Source organism: Viridibacillus arenosi, assembly GCF_001955655.1.
Lineage (GTDB): Bacteria > Bacillota > Bacilli > Bacillales_A > Planococcaceae > Viridibacillus > Viridibacillus arenosi.
The window spans coordinates 71,458-87,720 of the sequence record NZ_MSPW01000009.1; the positions used below are offsets into that span (position 1 = coordinate 71,458).

The following is a 16,263-nucleotide window of genomic DNA, read 5'->3' on the forward strand; positions in this document are numbered from 1 at the left end:
CCTTAGAGATAACTTACATTCTTTAAGGGATTTTAATTTAGTTATTTTTTGCTTTTCGATTTTTTTTACTTCTACGTAACACTAATACGATAAATGTTATGAAAAGTACATAGACAAAACCTAATGAAATCATATATGAAATATTCAAGCCAGTATGTTCTTTTACTTGATATAGTTCGACGATTTCTCGATCAACCACTAGTCGGTATATGCCCTTATCTTTCGGACGCACGATATCACTTTCTAATAAGCCATGTAGCTCTTTGTTTTCTCCAATAATATCTTTACCTAAATCAATATGCTGTGTATTTTTTGTGTTGTTCACAACGACAATCCACTGTTCGTCATTAGAAGAGCGTTCAAATACAATGAAACCATCTTTATTCTTTAATAGTTTAAAGTCCCCAGTACGAAGCGTCTCTGATTTATTACGAACAGATTGCACGTCGCCTATGTATGAAACGATGTCATCCTTCGTTTTGAAATCAAATACTGCATGTGATTCAGGGGCTTGTTCACCATTTTGTGCAATTTCAGTACCATATGTCATTACCGGTACACCAGGTAACGTAAACATTGCAGCCATCGCAACTTTAATACGTGTCGGTGGATACATATTTTCATTTGCAGAAGCAAATGTAAAACGAGAGCTATTTAAACTATCTAACATATTAGCTGAAGGTTTTTCTGCATCGTCTTTTTTAATTGTGCCAAGTGGTTGTTCCACTTTTGACGAATCCATATCGACATTTTTGAAAATCGATTGATAAATATCGATTGTCTCTTTATTAACAGACATATCAAAATTTGCATCGCTGTCTTCGGAAGATATAACATAGATATTTTTATTTGTATTTTTTAATGACTCAATCATCTCATTTAAAAATGCTGTATCACTATTACCTAAATTAGTTAAGCGAATACCATCAATATCGTATTTCTGAGCAAAATCAGTTGCTGCATTAATTAATGCCTCTTGTACTTCAGGATTCTCTGTATTCCAATTAATACGACCGTTATCAGCGGTTTCGTACCATTCTGAATTAGCTTTATCTTTAGCCCAGACGTGATTTTTGCTAACATTATTTAGCGGAAAATCAATCATTAGCTTCATTTTGCCTTTATGAACATCAGCAAGCAAAGATTTAAATTCTTTTGCTGTACCAAAATGACGCTCAATATTTTCGTAATCCACTACCGCACTTCCATCATATGATTCAGTTGAAAAAATCGACCCAATCGATAGAACGGTGAAACCCATATCTTGAATATGTGTTAACTTAGTAGCAATCCCTGTAAGGTCACCACCAGCAAAAGCATTTTGATCTCGAGCATCTACATTATAGTCATTTTCGACCGATGAATTAAAATAACGATCCACTAAGAGATCATAGATACTTTCATCTTTAATATTATGCGTCACTTCAGTCTCGGCCTTCGCAATAGGTGCAAACCCCATTGTCGTAGCCAAAAGCGCTGACGCAACTACCGTACTAATCCACTTTGCAACGTTCACTTATAGTCCTCCTCTGCAGAACTGTCCAACGTAATTTTACCAAACCCCCACCATCCCCGCTACGCTTTAACACCAAAAACAACCGAAACAAAAACAAATTCGACAAAAATGTGAATTTACTTAAATGCTGAAAGCGCTCGTTTAGCTACTAAACCTATCAAATGGAAACTCCCTATAAACTTGTTTGTTGCGCTAACTGCATTGTTTGTTGTGCTAAGTGGCTCCTTTGTTGCACTAACTTCATCATTTGTTGCGCTAAAGCCAATGTTTGTTGCGCTAACTGTACCCTTTGTTATTTAGCAGAATATTCACGTCCTAAAAATGCGTATATTACTGTATAAAAATCATCTTTTCCAATAAAAAAACAACCACACAACGAGATTCGTCATGTGGCTGTTTATCATGCCAGTTATTAAGCTAAGAAGTGCTCACCCATTGGTAATTTAAATCCTAGGAACATAGTGATTAATAAGAATACTGCAAATAGGATCCAGAACATAGTTGTTGGTTTGCCTTTTGCTTTTCTTACTAATACCATTTCCATCATACCGATAACTAAAATACCACCAATGAATTTGAAACCATAAAGCATACCCATATTAAAATCCATACCTTTAGCAAATAATGCGCCACCAGTAATGATGATTAGAATATAGAATACACGTAAAATCATATGCGTTACTTTTTGTCCTTTTGTACCACTTTGCATAGCAGCAGAAACTAGGAACAAGATAATTGCGATTACCCAAGTTGTAATGTGTAAATGGGTGCTAGCTAAAAAATCCATTAATTACCCCACCTTAAATAGTTTTAATAATCATTAATATCCTATCACGAGGTGAAAAACTATACAAATTTAACAGACCGATGGAAATTCATCCACCGGTCTATAGTAATATCTATAATATGCTAAAAAGCTTATTTAAAACGGTTTACTAGAGTTCCAATACCCTCGATTGATACTTTTACTACATCACCAGATGATAAGTATGTTGGTGGGTTCATACCTTTACCAACGCCAGCTGGAGTACCTGTTAAAATTACGTCACCCGGCTCTAAAGTTACTAATCTAGAAATCTCAGAAATGATTTCTTCGATTGTGAAGATCATGTCTTTTGTTGAACCATTTTGGCGAATTTCATCATTCACCTTTGTAACGATTGATAAAGAATGCGGATTAGGAATTTCATCTTTTGTTACTAAATAAGGACCCATTGGACAAGCGCCATCTAGGCTTTTCCCTAAGAAGAATTGCTTGTGCTTTGCTTGTAAATCACGTGCAGTGATGTCATTTGCAATTGTATAACCAAATATATAATCATATGCTAGTTTAGTAGGGATGTTTTTACCCTTTTTACCAATAACAACTGCTAATTCACCTTCATAGTCAAGTGCTGAAGTGACGTCTGCATGTGCAGAGATTGTTTGCTCATCTGCAGCAATTGAAGTTGGTGCTTTTGTGAAGATCATTAAATTTTCTGGAGCAGATTCAGCGCCCATTTCTTTGGCGTGATCTTGATAGTTTTTACCAACACAAATAATATTTTTCGTTGTACGTGGAATTGGTGCTAACCACTCAATTTCCGTGAATGCATATTTAAATTGCTCTGGGTTCTCTGAATTCTGTGCAGCTTCTACAAGTTTACGAGATTGTTCTACAAACTCGAAACCAGCTGTCATCCCCTCTACAATTGTTGTAGCGAAAGAAGGTAGTACTTGAAGAGCTTCTTGGATTGCTAAAACATCCCATACAGCTTCTTCTTTTTTTACTTTCGGACCAAAACTTACTACATCGTTATAACGAAATGATAAAATTTTCATGAATATTGGCACTCCTTCTTTTTTTTCAATGATACATTAATTATCGACTAATTTCCTCTTTTTTCTGTAACATTTTTCCGTAAGTTAATCTTTTCCACACTGCTTCAACCGGTCCTTGTTTAAATTTCAGGAACCAAAGCTCCGCAAATACTATTTGAAGAACAAAAATCCCGACAGCTAACCACGTAACGGTATCGACACCGATTTTACCATATAATCCTAATCCATAGTGATAGAAAATGAATGTTCCAATAATAGACTGCATTAAATATATTGTCATTGACATGCGTCCTGCCTTTGCAACAGGCGACAATATTTTTGTGAATTTAGGAATTTGGCATAATAGGACGATTAGCCCCGCATACCCTATCGCAAGAATTGGACCACCAAAAGAAACTTGCACATAATCAAGGAAAAGATTGCGCTCTAAATTATATGGCAACATTTTAAGTGCCACTCCAACCGGTAGAGTAATAACAGTTAAAGCAATCCAAAACACTCGTTTTTCCTTTGCACGTTCAACTAGTTTCCATTTGGATGCAGCAGCCCCTAATAACATATAAGGTAAAATTGTAAACAACGCCACAATCCACATACTTGGGGATGCCTGTACTTGTAAATCTGCTAGGCGTTGCATGAAAGCCTCTGTCCAAGAACCGGAGCCGTAAGCCGCTATTGCACTTTCGATAGCTGTTATGTCAACAAAATCTGAAAAATCAGTAGACTCTTCCACCAATGATGCTAATCCCATTAATACCACTAAAAAGCCATGTACAATTCCATATAATACGCCACCAATTGTTAATAACCAAACTGGTTTCAGACGTAACAGGATTAATAAAAAGAAACCACAAAATGCATACGTCATTAGAATGTCTCCCCACCAAATAAGGAAGGCATGTAACACACCAATGCCAAATAACACACCTAAACGTTTCGATCCAATCTTATAGAAGTTGTCACCTAACTGTGTTGCTTTCGTAAATTGCATTGCTAAACCATATCCAAATAACATTGAAAATAGTGGATAAAAGCTTCCTTGCACAAAAATATCTAGCCACTGATGATATTGTTTATCTATTGGCGATTCGAACCAAGTTTTTAAATCAATATGTGGCGAAGGTGTACTAAACGCAAACATATTTACTAAAAAAATACCTAGCAAACTAAAACCTCGTATTATATCGAGCGTATCAATCCTTTTTTGCATAGGTGTTGGTGTTAAATTCAAATGCTTTTCCTCCTATAATTCAATTGAGCGCTGTGCGTCAAATGCATATATTAATTTTTCTGCAACTTTGATTTTCAATGTCTCTTCTAACGCCTTTTTATAAAGTGTCAACTGTACGTCGTATCGTTCTTTCATTTCCTTTTGTAAGCCTTCAGTTGTTTTCATCGTTTCTTTAATTCGGTCTGTTTTATAGTCAAGTAGAATCCAGTCGCCATCTAATTCTTTAAATAGGCAATCGACAATCCCTTGTACGATTTGTGAATCTCCGTCCTCATCAGTAATACTAAAGGTAAATGGCGTTTCTCGATAAAGTTCCACTGCATTCATAAAGCGCTGACCCGCAGGTGTTGCAAAGAAACCTACAATTTTAGGTGCATGTACAGCTGCCCCCTCTTCCTTCGTCAAAAGTTGACGGTCAACAAGCCTTTGCACAAAAACCTCAACCTCTTCAATTGAATGCAAGCCTTGCTGCGGTATATGTTGCATTACCGTATGCATAGCTGTTCCAATTTCTGCTGCTGTTAACGAACGTTGTTGTAAAAAGCTAGGTCTTTTTGCCACTTGCTGTTGTTTTTTAGGTGCATTCCAAAAAAGTTCAGGTTGCTCGGATTGTTCTAAATTTTGCAGACGTTTTAGTTCACTAACAGATGTTTTAGATCGTTTTGCTATCGCTCTATCGTACGCATATGCTGTATCAAAACGCTTTTTGATAGTCGTTAATAACCCCTCATCAACAATAGTAGTTTTTTGGGTATCCTCGACAACCTCTTCTTTTATTTCCGTCACTTCTAAAGGTGCTTTAAAATGCTCCGCTCCTATTACTTGAACTTTCCATCTTGATAACTCATTGGTGACTAACTGAGTTTCATCATTTAGACATCGGTCATAGTCTGGGTGTCTAGCTAAAGCTGGACCAATCCAATCTAAATAACTTTTTGCTAAAGCACGAATATGATCAGGTAGCATTTCACCTACAGGTAATAGTTTAGCATCTTCCCAAACAGCCTTTGTCTTATCCCAGTTTTTCACAGTACCTACTAGATAAAGGTGCTCTTTTGCACGTGTCATCGCAACATAAAGAACGCGCATCTCTTCTGCCTTCAACTCAAGTTTCTTTTTCTCCTGCATCGCAAGGAATGGTAGAGAGGTATATTGAATACGTTTCTCAGGATCAATCATTTTCACCGCCAAACCAAATTGTTGGTCAAATAAATACGGTAAATTGAAATCCATTTTATTGAACTCTCGACCTAATCCTGCTACAAAAACATAAGGGAACTCTAAGCCTTTAGATGAGTGTATTGTCATTAAACGTACAACATTTTCCGTTTCACTAATAGCGCGTGCAGTTCCTAAATCATCTCCACGTAATCGCATACGATCTACGAATCTCAAAAATCGGAAAAGCCCTCGGAACGACGTTTTTTCATACGATAACGCACGATCATGAAGTGCACGTAAATTCGCTTGGCGCTGTTTGCCGTTAGGCATTGCACCAACCATTTCATAATAATTTGTATCAATATATACTCTCCAAATTAAGTCTGCTAGCGAACCCCTACGAGCTAAATCACGCCAATCTTCATAATGCAGTAAGAAACGTTGTAGCTTTTCAGCAGTACTCGATTTTAGACCAGTACCTTCGATGCGTACAAATTGTTTCAACGCATCATAAAAAGGTGCTTTCGGGTCAGCTAAACGGATTTTGGCTAGCTCATTTTCCGTTAATTTAACAAATGGCGCTCTTAGGACAGATGCTAAAGGAATATCTTGATACGGGTTATCAATAATTCTCAATGTATTTATCATTATCATTACTTCAAGAGCTTCAAAATATCCTTTAGACAACTCTGCATATAACGGAATACCTGCTAGCTTAAACTCTTCTGCTAAATCACCTGACCAAGTCATCGAGCGCATTAATATAACAATATCACGATATTCCAAAGGTCGTTCAGTGCCTTTTTTTGTATCATAAACCATTTGTCCAGAATCCATTAATTGCTTTATTTTCTCAATTATATAGCGTGCCTCTTGCTGAGATTTTTTTAATTCCTCCTCAGCTTGTAACTCAGAGCTAACACCCGCTTCACCATCATCAGATTCCTTAGACTCTTCCTCTTCAGTTTGATCTGTATATAAAACTGTCAATTCAATAGGGGCATCTTTTTCATTATAAGGAGCTTGTGGCTTTAATTCTGCAGCTTCGTCGTAATTGATTTCACCGACTTCTTCGCCCATGATCTGTGAGAAAATATAGTTAGTACCGTGTAATACTTCCTGACGACTTCTGAAGTTTGCATTTAAGTCAATTTTCATACCTGTATTTGTTGGTTCTTCCTCAAACGCCAAATATTTGTTTAAAAAAAGTGTCGGCTCTGCCAATCTGAAACGGTAAATAGATTGTTTCACATCACCAACCATAAACATATTGCCATCCGCTTCCCCACCATTTTTCACTAGCTGCAAAATGGTTTCTTGAAGCCTATTAGTATCTTGATATTCATCAACAAGTACTTCATTGAACTTTTCTCGATAGCTAAGTGCTACAGCTGATGGAACAAGCTCACCGTCTATTTCATCCGTTAGAATTTGCAAAGCAAAGTGTTCTAAGTCGGAGAAATCTACAAGACCTTTTTCATTTTTTGCAGCGGCATATTTTTCACTGAAACTTGCAGCAATTTTCACTAGTGTTAAGAGTATTGGTTTCATTAAACGAATCTCTTCTAGCAATCGTTCTGGTCTTCTTGTGAAATATTGTTTTTTAGCGGCATCAAATAGTTCCTTTGCTTGCTTACGTTTGTTTTGAGCTAAAGCTTTTAATTCTAAATCACAATCCATCTTCTTCGTAGAAATTCTCGCCCAGCTAACAGCATGAAAATATTCATATGCCTCTTCCCAAGAACGTTCATGTAAAAATGCACGAGCTTCAGTTAATAAAATAAAATCCTTCTCAGCTGTTTCACCATAAGCTGATGGTCCGTTTGGTTCTAGGCTTAGCTCTCGCATATCTTTAATAAGCGCATAGGCAGCTTCAATAGCATGACTAACCGAACGCTTAATTATTTTACTAATTGGCAACTCATCAATTGATGTGATAGCTTCAAGGTCATATTGATCCGGTAGTGATTCTAGCCATTTCATCGGCTCTGGATTAACACGTGACATATCGTATAATTTTTCAATTAATGTCTCAATTGCTTGGTCATCACGGTCAGATGTAAAACTGTCAACTAATCGATAAACATCATCAACTTGATCGCTGTTATAAGCCTCTTCTAGCACTTCAGCTAACGTATCATCTTTTAAAAGTGCAGCTTCTGTATCGTTTGCAATTCGGAAGCCTGGATCAATGTCTAATAGATACGCATATTGTCGAACAATATTTAAACAAAATGAATGTAATGTAGAAATTTGTGCTTTATTTAACAAACTTAATTGTCTTCTGAGGTGCTTTGATTCTGGCTGATTGGTAATAGCTTTTTCTAGCGCTTCTGCCATACGATGACGCATTTCAGCTGCAGACGCATTCGTAAACGTTACGACTAACAGCTCATCAACATCGATTGGATTATCCGATGAGATAACCTTTTCAATCATACGATTGATCAATACGGCCGTTTTCCCTGAGCCCGCTGCTGCTGAAACTAAAGTATCTTGTCCAGTAGTCCAAATTGCTTTCCACTGCTCATCAGTCCAAGTCGCTGTCGCCGGCTTCACAGGAATTTCCTTCATCTGCTTTAGTCTCCTTTCGAATTTGCTCAATAACATCTTCTTTCTTACCGATTGGTTGTAAATATCGATAATGTTGATTTGCATCTGTTGTATCAAACTGACATACGCTTTTAAATGAGCAATACTCGCAAGCTGTACGTGTTTTCATACGGTATGGACTTATATCAGTATGACCTGCTAAAATGCCCTCACCAGCCTGTTGATGCTTGTGACGCACAAAATTCCGCAGATGCCCCATATCTTGAGTCGAGATAACAGAAGACATTTTCGGAGAAACAGTACCATCCTTCTTACCCACATAAACTGGTACTACTTGTGAATGGCCGCCTTCTTCTAGCGCCTCATCCATATCAATCAAAGTCTCTCGATCATCTAATAAAAGGCCCTTCATCTTGAATTCTTTTAATCGTTCCAGCTCCGCCTGTTGGCCATCCAAATTATCATGTGGCTTTAACATCGGATTGTGGACATGTATATATAACACACCACCAGCTTCTGAATGTAACGGCAACCATGCCTCTGAATTCTCAACAGCCACATCTAAATAGGTTAACATTTGTAAAGATAGACCATAATACACATCATTTAAATCTAGTTTTTTCGAAGAAGATTTATAATCTACAACGCGAATATACGGCTTATCATTGATTGTAGTTGCATCTACTCGGTCAATTCGACCACGCATTTGCATTTTCTTACCGCCATCTAATTTGATCATTAATGGTGGTAAGGGTTCCCCCGGTCCAAATGCAGCTTCTAGAGCAATCGGTTTGAAATTTGATACACGTGCATGTTGACTTAAAGAAAGCATCGTTCTTTGTACGATCAATGTCAGTTTTCGTTGAATATAACGATAACGGGATGTACTCATTAAAATTTGGTGATACAACAGTGGAGAAATCTTATCCACTGCTCGTTTTGCTAAATCAGCACATTGCTCTGGCGTCAACTGACCCCATTTAATATTCTTCTCATGTGTTTCCTCAGAAATCCATTTTAACGCTGCATGGAATAAGTCTCCGATCGTCGGTGTTTCAAGTCGATATTCAGCACGCTCCTCAAGACGTAAACCATAAGTAGAAAAATGGGAAAACGGACAACCATAAAACTTCTCAATACGTGAAACACTTGAGGTAAGAGTTGAGCCATACAAGGCATCGGTGATATCAGGTGTAAGTTGCTCTGCTTTATTCAGCACTGTTAATGGACGCATTAAACGCTCTAGAATATCCGACCAATAAGGATCCTCTTCATAATACGCCTGTAACGCACGCCATTCAGGTGTTAGCCCCTTTCCATGCTCAGCTTGTCTCAGTTGCATCATTAAATAGGCTAAAGATGTATTAGGGTGATTAATATAAGGGAGATCCGAGAGCTCTGATAAAGCTTCAGTTGGATCTATTAACGCTTTTGTAAATGGTGCATTAGGAATAAGTTGCTGTAACTTCTTCACATATAGGGATGGTAATAATGCTTTACTTTCTTCATCTGCAATGGCATAACTAACAACGAGTTTTTCAGAAGCCATGGTTAAGGCACGATAGGTGATGAATGATTCTTCTAACAATCGCGTTTTAGATGTTGGTGCCAGTTCCATTCCAAGTTGCATAAACCATTCACGTTCTGCATCAGAAAGTAATCCTTCATGGTCCATCCTTTGTGGATATACCCCTTCATTCATACCGATTACAAAAACAGCTTTCATATTCGTTAAACGAGACAAATCTGCTGTTGCAATGGTCACTTGGTCTAATGACGGTGGGATACGTGAAAATTCTAATGTATCAAACCCTTCCTCTAAAGTGTGAAGTGCTTCTTCTAGTGTCATTTCTTGTTCACCAAACATCATGACGAACTGATCAAGTACATCTACCCATTGATTCCAAGCTTGTTCATGTTCACTTGCGGCTAACAGTTGGCCTTTGTCTATTTCTTTATCTTTTAAATCTTGTAGTTTTTCATAAACTTCGAGATTTTCAATAAAATTAAACAGAGCTGTTGCGAAATCACGTCCCGTTTTACAGCTAGTTAATTGATTTTCTAATTCTTTTAAAGGTTCTCTTACTTTACTACGCGCTGCTTCAATTTCTTGTTGGAAGGCGCGCTCTTCATCTGTTTGATTTTTTGTTAAAAATTCCAGTCCACGATATTTTTTATATAGCCAACGATTCTCATCAAACCAGCGTTCACTATAGATTCCTTGCGCGATAACAAAGTTTTCCAAACGGTCTGCTCGCTCCCGCCAAACTTGTAAATCCGCATCTACTGGGAAAAACAAATCCGTTTTTACTGCACGGAAAATAGGCTCGTACTTCCAATCAGATTGAATAACCTCCAGAGCCGAACGACTTAGTTCAATTAATGGATGGTGAAGCATGGGCTTTTTCTGACTCACGAAAACTGGAATATCGTATTGAGGGAAAATTGTCGCAAACAGTGGATCATATACATCAGCCTGACGATATAAAATAGCCATCTCACGATAACGAATTGCGTCATTTTGCATAAATTCTCTAATTTTTCTCGCAATAGCATGTACTTCTGCACGGCGATTAACTGCTTCAATAATCTCAAAATCCTCGGAAGAGTTACACATTGCTTCATCTTGTAAATCAAATTTTTCTTCGATACATTTCAAATCATTGTTTTGAAAACGAAATGTTGTTTGACAATGTACAGTTCGTTCTACTTCAATACCTTCTTCAAATGCTAATTCTTTTAAGCGTACACTTGTCCGAGCAGATTGATAAAATAGTGCTTGTTCATCGTCTGCATCAGCATCTGACTCCATAGGTAAAACAACCGTTACTCGACGTGCTACTTTTAATAATTCTTGCACTAGTTCAAATTCTCGTGTTGTGAACGCTGTAAATCCATCAATATAAATATCTGCAGATTGAATAATTTCCGAATCCTTTAGCTGTGCTGTTAGCAAGGGGAAATAACCTTCACTATCAATATATGTAGTACCTAATCGCTCTTCTAAAGCTGACAATAATAACTGAAGATCATGTGCCTTATCGCGCAATGTTTGTGGTGCATTCATACCTTCAAAATCTGATAGAAGCAGTTCTAATGTTTTGCTATCTAAACTATAGCGATTAAATTCCTTTAATAAAGTTTCCATCTCATCCGTAAAACCACGTTTTCCAGCAGCTTGACGGAACAATGAAAACTGTTCTTTATTATCCTCTAATAAACGTTTGATAAGCATTCGATAACCGAACCCGTTAATCTCTTGTCGGCTAATACCACCAGTTTCTTGCAGGACGCGCCACGCTAAACGCTTAAACGTTGTAACTTGCGCTCGAATAAGTCCTGATACACCGTATCGATGTGTTAAATCATATTCAGAAGAAAATGACATTTGGTCAGGGACAAGTAAGAAAATTGGTGCCCCTATCGACTGTTCCTTTACAATATCAACTATTTCATGATGAATAAGCGTCGATTTTCCAGAGCCTGACCTTCCGGAAACGATACGCAGTGACATTCTAACTCCCCCTCTTTTAATCAAGATAAAATTCCAATCGCTTTACTATTTATGCTCAAAAATATGTAGACCTGAACAAAAGAACGTTTGTTCCTATTTTATATTATAAATAGAACAGTGGCAAATTACTTCACTTTTTATTCGTTCGGGAAGCTCTTCTCATATCTTCTTCTACTTTTGCATTTAAATGTCCTTCAGCCATTTTTCCACCCCACCACATAACCCCTATCAATATAACGATTATACCAGTACGGATAGGATCTGTTATTAGCGCTTTTAAATCTGAGCCAATCCAGCTAATAACGAAAATCATAACAAGTTTTGAAGCCATTATTGTAAATAAATAATGATGGCGCTTTAAATTGGATAAGCCCGCGACAATATTAACTAGCGCTGAAGGTGTAAAAGGAAAACATAGCAAAATAAATAACGGAGTAAACCCTTTCAGTTCAACCCAATGAATTAATTTTTTCACCGTAGCACGATTTGTTACGTAGTTCAATAATCGACTTTGCCCATATTTTCTTACGATCAAAAATACACAATATGATCCTAACACCGCTCCGCTCCAAGAAAGTAGAAAACCAATCCATAACCCATATGCACTGGCATTTGCAACGACAAATGCTGCTAGTGGAAGGAATGGTAAGAAAGATTCAATAAGTGGCAGTAATATACCTAGAAGTGTGCCAAATAATCTATATTCTTTTGCTAATTCATGAAAATTTTCTAACGTTAACCAGTCAGGCATATGTTTCTCCCTCTCTAACAAATAGCGTCTTGTAGGTATCCCAATTGAGGGATGAGCACTACTTAAAAGTTACTGTTTATATTGTAATATAAAGTGCAGGACAGTCATTTCATCTGCTGTATTCGTATATTGATGGATTTGATGTCCTTTAAATACGAGCGTATCACCGACATTTAAGGTTTCACTCATATCACCAGCTTCGACAACTACTTGTCCTTTTATAGCCGTTATGGTTTCTTCTACCCCATCAGTATGTGCATCACTCTTATGACTACATCCCGGATCCATTTCTACTTTAAAGAGTTCCCATCCCCGTTCAGGGTCATAAGGAATAATAGAATACACGCGATATTTTCCTTCGTTCTCCGTGACAAATGGCATTTCTGCACTATTTATTTTTAAAAATTGCTCCTTCGGCTGTTGTAATAATGTTGAAAATGAAATGCGTAAACCGGCGGCAATTTTCCAAATCGTCGACACAGTAGGATTGGATTCTCCTTTTTCCATTTGTGCTAACTGACCTTTACTTACATCAGTTAATTTAGCCATATCATCTAAGCTCAGCAAACGTTGATGACGGATTTTCTTCAATTGTTTTCCTAAATTACGGCTTATTTCTTCCATAAATTTCACCTCTTGTATATTTTATCATACAGTTGTATACTTTATTAAACATTTCAATGGAGGACCAAACATGAAAAAACTTAGCTTCTCAGCTGGTATGAAGGCAGGTTCTAGTATTGCGATCGGCTACTTTCCAATTGCACTGACATTTGGTTTGCTCGCAAAAACAACTGGTCTGTCAATGATTGAAGCAACGGCTATGAGTATACTCGTTTACGCTGGGGCTTCACAGTATATAGCATTAAATTTATTGACAACAGGGACAGATCCTTTACTGATTGTTCTTAATACTTTTGTCGTAAATATCCGTCACTTTTTAATGACGGCATCACTAAATGAAAAGATGCAATCCGAAACAAAATGGAAAAAATCCATCTATGCTTTTTGGGTAACTGATGAATCATTTTCTGTACTTGCAACACGAAAAGAAGAAAAGCTACCTACTTCATTTGGTGTCGGTGTAATGCTCGTTGCATATGGGAGCTGGGTTGTTTTCACAGCAGTTGGTCACTTAATAGGTGCAAATTTACCAGCCTTTTTGCAAGTCGCCATGGGGATTGCTCTATATGCTATGTTTGTCGGCCTTTTAGTTCCTTCTATGAAGGGTAATCGTAAAGTAGTTATGCTCGCTTTACTAGCTGCAGTTATTAACTGCTTTTTCTACTGGACACAAATTTTATCAACTGGCTGGGCATTATTAGTTGCTGCTCTTGTTTCTTCAATAACAGTTGAAATCGTTTATGCAAATCGTGCAAAACGTAAAGGAGGTTTTGTGTAATGGGTTCTTGGTACTGGTGGATGCTTATTGGTATGGCACTTGTGACGTATATTCCACGCGCAATTCCGTTAACATTTTTAGAGGGAAAAGAATTACCCCCTATTATTTCAGGTGTTTTACAAAATATCCCTTATGCAATTTTAGGTGCAATGATTTTCCCAGCAATACTACTGATTAAAGAGGGCGATATTTTATTCGGCTTAGTTGGAACTGTAACTGCTTTTGTCATCGCATTTGCAGGTGCTAATGTGATCATCGTTGTAATTGGTGCTATTGCCATTTTATCAATTTACAGTTTTTTCTTTTAGTTTTTTCTAAATTATTTGACTTTTCGTTCAATGCAGTATATAGTAATATATAATTCTTACAACAATTACATAGTAATATCACTTTCTTATCCAGAGAGACTGAGGGACAGGCCCTATGAAGTCTCGGCAACAGATTCGCGTATGAACACTGTGCCAATTCCTACAAGCATCATTTGCTTGAAAGATGAGAACGAGATGGTTCGTATATATTTGAGAGCCTATTGTTTTCTTTCTGGTAAAGGAGCAATAGGCTCTTTTCGTTCAATAAAGAAGGTTGATGATCTCAATTGTTTGCTAAGAAACTCTCATTTGAGTATCGCCCATTTGCGAGAAAATCTATTCATTCACTCCCATTCGAGTATAGTCATTTAATTTAGTTGTTACCCATTTGTATTAACTATTCTTTCCGCTCTCATTCGAGCAATATATTTATTAATACTACTCATTCGTAGCTCACATTCCATTCAGGTCATTTCCTGGCAAAGCAAAAGCCCGATTGTCTCATTCGACAAATCGGGCTTTCTTTTTTATTCTTATTGTTCTTTTTTGCGATTCATCATGCGCGTGGCATACCAAAAGCCAACTGTCAATGAAAATGCATCAATGACATATAAAAAAGTTGTATGTGTAAAACCAGCATAAACTGAAGCTGCAATAAGCGCTACAGATAACGCTAAAGCTACATAATGACCGAATGTGATACGTGTAAATAATACGACGAGTAATCCTGGAATGAACAGCGCTAAAATTACTTTAGTAACCATAGAATCTATTTTTTCTCCTTTATCTTACGACGAGTAGACCGATTTTGTAATGATCATGTCGATGAATAACATGTTGTCGCAAGCGAACTTCGCCTTCATGATTTAATACTTCAATACGACAGTGCGCAGCATTTATTTGCAACGCTTCGTATAACTCTTCTTCTTTCTGCACTTCAAGACCATTCACCTTACGTATACATTCGCCCACCTGTAATCCCATCGCTTGTGCAGGAGATCCTGGTAAGACAGCGGCAATAACTACACCAGAATCTCGCGGAGTTACCGCATAGCCTGCATTTCGCTCGGTCCAAGCATATATAACCGAAATTAATACACGCCCACCTACAGCGATACAAACAGCGATAAAGCCAAGAACAGTTACCTTGTATGCAATGCCTGCTCCTATTAGCACAATTATAGCTAATGAGATAATGGTTCTCCCCATTCGAGGATAAAAGTGAACAGGCAATGTTTTACGTGTGCGCTGCTGAAATCCAATCACAACTGGTACTAATATAATTGAAAACGTAGAATCAAACATCGTAAATTTTGGCCAATATGGTATATATTCTTGTATTAAACCACCAGGAATAACGAAGAAGATTGGTAACAACCATAACCTTTTCACTAAATATGTAGTGGCCGGCATTCCACGCTCAGACTTTTCTAATCTTGGTGAAGCAAAATTCTTTGCATGCTTGTAGATGAGTATACCTTCAGCTAATAAGAGTAAACCGATAAACGCTGGTATAACTACATATAAACCTAAGTCCATCGATTCTCCAGAAAACGTCCATCCTAAAAAATCAAAAGACTTGTCATTCGCAGATAAATACCAAATAACACCGAAAGCTATAGCGAAGGGATAAACCGCTGAAGCTGTATAATAATAAAAAGTTAAAATACAAATGATACTAGCGCAACTGAATAACACTAAATATTCAAATGGTACAACTAATCCAATTGCAATGCTTACTATCGATATGCCAAGTGCTAATAGCCATCCATCTTTTAACAAGAAAAGCGTTTCTGTCCAGCCCCAGCGTATCCTTGTATTAAATGATTTACGCTCTGTAATTACTCGTCGATAGCCTAGTAATATGGCAAAAATAATGGCAATGTATAGAATTGGATTTAAAAAGAAACGGCCAATGCCTTTTACAAGCTCTACTATTATATCTAAGTACATTTTCCGTATCACCTTCCGTAGTGTATCTAGTAGTTTGTCTATTTTTTAATTGT

At 37.2% G+C, this 16,263-nt stretch carries 12 protein-coding genes and 1 riboswitch; of the genes, 2 read left to right on the forward strand and 10 right to left on the reverse strand.

Annotated features, from left to right (window positions below):
- Positions 1–37: 37 nt before the first annotated feature.
- The 8 genes from BK137_RS15715 to BK137_RS15750 all read right to left on the reverse strand — a co-directional run bounded on the left by BK137_RS15715 (position 38) and on the right by BK137_RS15750 (position 13,171).
- Positions 38–1,516 carry an alpha-amylase family glycosyl hydrolase gene (locus tag BK137_RS15715; protein ID WP_038179650.1) on the reverse strand — a complete coding sequence of 493 codons (1,479 nt, stop codon included), beginning with the start codon at positions 1,514–1,516 and terminating at the stop codon, positions 38–40.
- 412 nt (positions 1,517–1,928) lie between these two features.
- Positions 1,929–2,303, reverse strand: coding sequence for a YisL family protein (locus tag BK137_RS15720; protein ID WP_038179651.1), 375 nt, complete (start codon positions 2,301–2,303; stop codon positions 1,929–1,931).
- A gap of 131 nt (positions 2,304–2,434) precedes the next feature.
- A complete protein-coding gene (locus tag BK137_RS15725) occupies positions 2,435–3,337 on the reverse strand; it encodes a fumarylacetoacetate hydrolase family protein (RefSeq protein ID WP_038179653.1) in 903 nt (300 codons plus the stop codon).
- A gap of 40 nt (positions 3,338–3,377) precedes the next feature.
- The gene (locus tag BK137_RS15730) at positions 3,378–4,568 is read right to left on the reverse strand and encodes a DUF418 domain-containing protein (RefSeq protein WP_235175673.1); all 1,191 of its coding nucleotides are present in this window, start codon (positions 4,566–4,568) and stop codon (positions 3,378–3,380) included.
- 12 nt (positions 4,569–4,580) lie between these two features.
- Positions 4,581–8,303, reverse strand: a complete 3,723-nt coding sequence (gene addA, locus BK137_RS15735) for a helicase-exonuclease AddAB subunit AddA (RefSeq protein ID WP_038179655.1) — start codon at positions 8,301–8,303, stop codon at positions 4,581–4,583.
- Complete coding sequence (addB, locus tag BK137_RS15740; RefSeq protein WP_038179657.1) at positions 8,260–11,796, reverse strand: helicase-exonuclease AddAB subunit AddB; 3,537 nt, start codon at positions 11,794–11,796, stop codon at positions 8,260–8,262. The genes addA and addB overlap by 44 nt, the downstream gene beginning before the upstream one ends.
- Positions 11,797–11,926: 130 nt before the next feature.
- Positions 11,927–12,547: a TVP38/TMEM64 family protein gene (locus tag BK137_RS15745; RefSeq protein WP_038179659.1), complete on the reverse strand. Its 621-nt coding sequence runs from the start codon at positions 12,545–12,547 to the stop codon at positions 11,927–11,929.
- A 69-nt stretch (positions 12,548–12,616) separates the two neighbouring features.
- Positions 12,617–13,171 carry a helix-turn-helix domain-containing protein gene (locus tag BK137_RS15750; protein ID WP_038179661.1) on the reverse strand — a complete coding sequence of 185 codons (555 nt, stop codon included), beginning with the start codon at positions 13,169–13,171 and terminating at the stop codon, positions 12,617–12,619.
- A gap of 70 nt (positions 13,172–13,241) precedes the next feature.
- On the opposite strand from BK137_RS15750, the gene BK137_RS15755 reads away from it, so the two are divergent.
- Positions 13,242–13,949: an AzlC family ABC transporter permease gene (locus BK137_RS15755; protein WP_038179662.1), complete on the forward strand. Its 708-nt coding sequence runs from the start codon at positions 13,242–13,244 to the stop codon at positions 13,947–13,949.
- Positions 13,949–14,257, forward strand: coding sequence for an AzlD domain-containing protein (locus tag BK137_RS15760; RefSeq protein ID WP_038179663.1), 309 nt, complete (start codon positions 13,949–13,951; stop codon positions 14,255–14,257). Before BK137_RS15755 ends, BK137_RS15760 begins: the two co-directional genes overlap by 1 nt.
- 83 nt (positions 14,258–14,340) lie before the next feature.
- A riboswitch (SAM riboswitch) is annotated at positions 14,341–14,448 on the forward strand.
- Between the two features lie 342 nt (positions 14,449–14,790).
- Here BK137_RS15760 and BK137_RS15765 read toward each other — a convergent pair.
- Together BK137_RS15765 and BK137_RS15770 are read right to left on the reverse strand one after the other, a co-directional pair.
- Positions 14,791–15,021: a CsbA family protein gene (locus tag BK137_RS15765; protein ID WP_179078280.1), complete on the reverse strand. Its 231-nt coding sequence runs from the start codon at positions 15,019–15,021 to the stop codon at positions 14,791–14,793.
- A gap of 19 nt (positions 15,022–15,040) precedes the next feature.
- Entirely contained in the window at positions 15,041–16,210 is a 1,170-nt protein-coding gene (locus tag BK137_RS15770) for a PDZ domain-containing protein (protein ID WP_038179665.1), read from the reverse strand.
- Between the last annotated feature and the right edge of the window lie 53 nt (positions 16,211–16,263).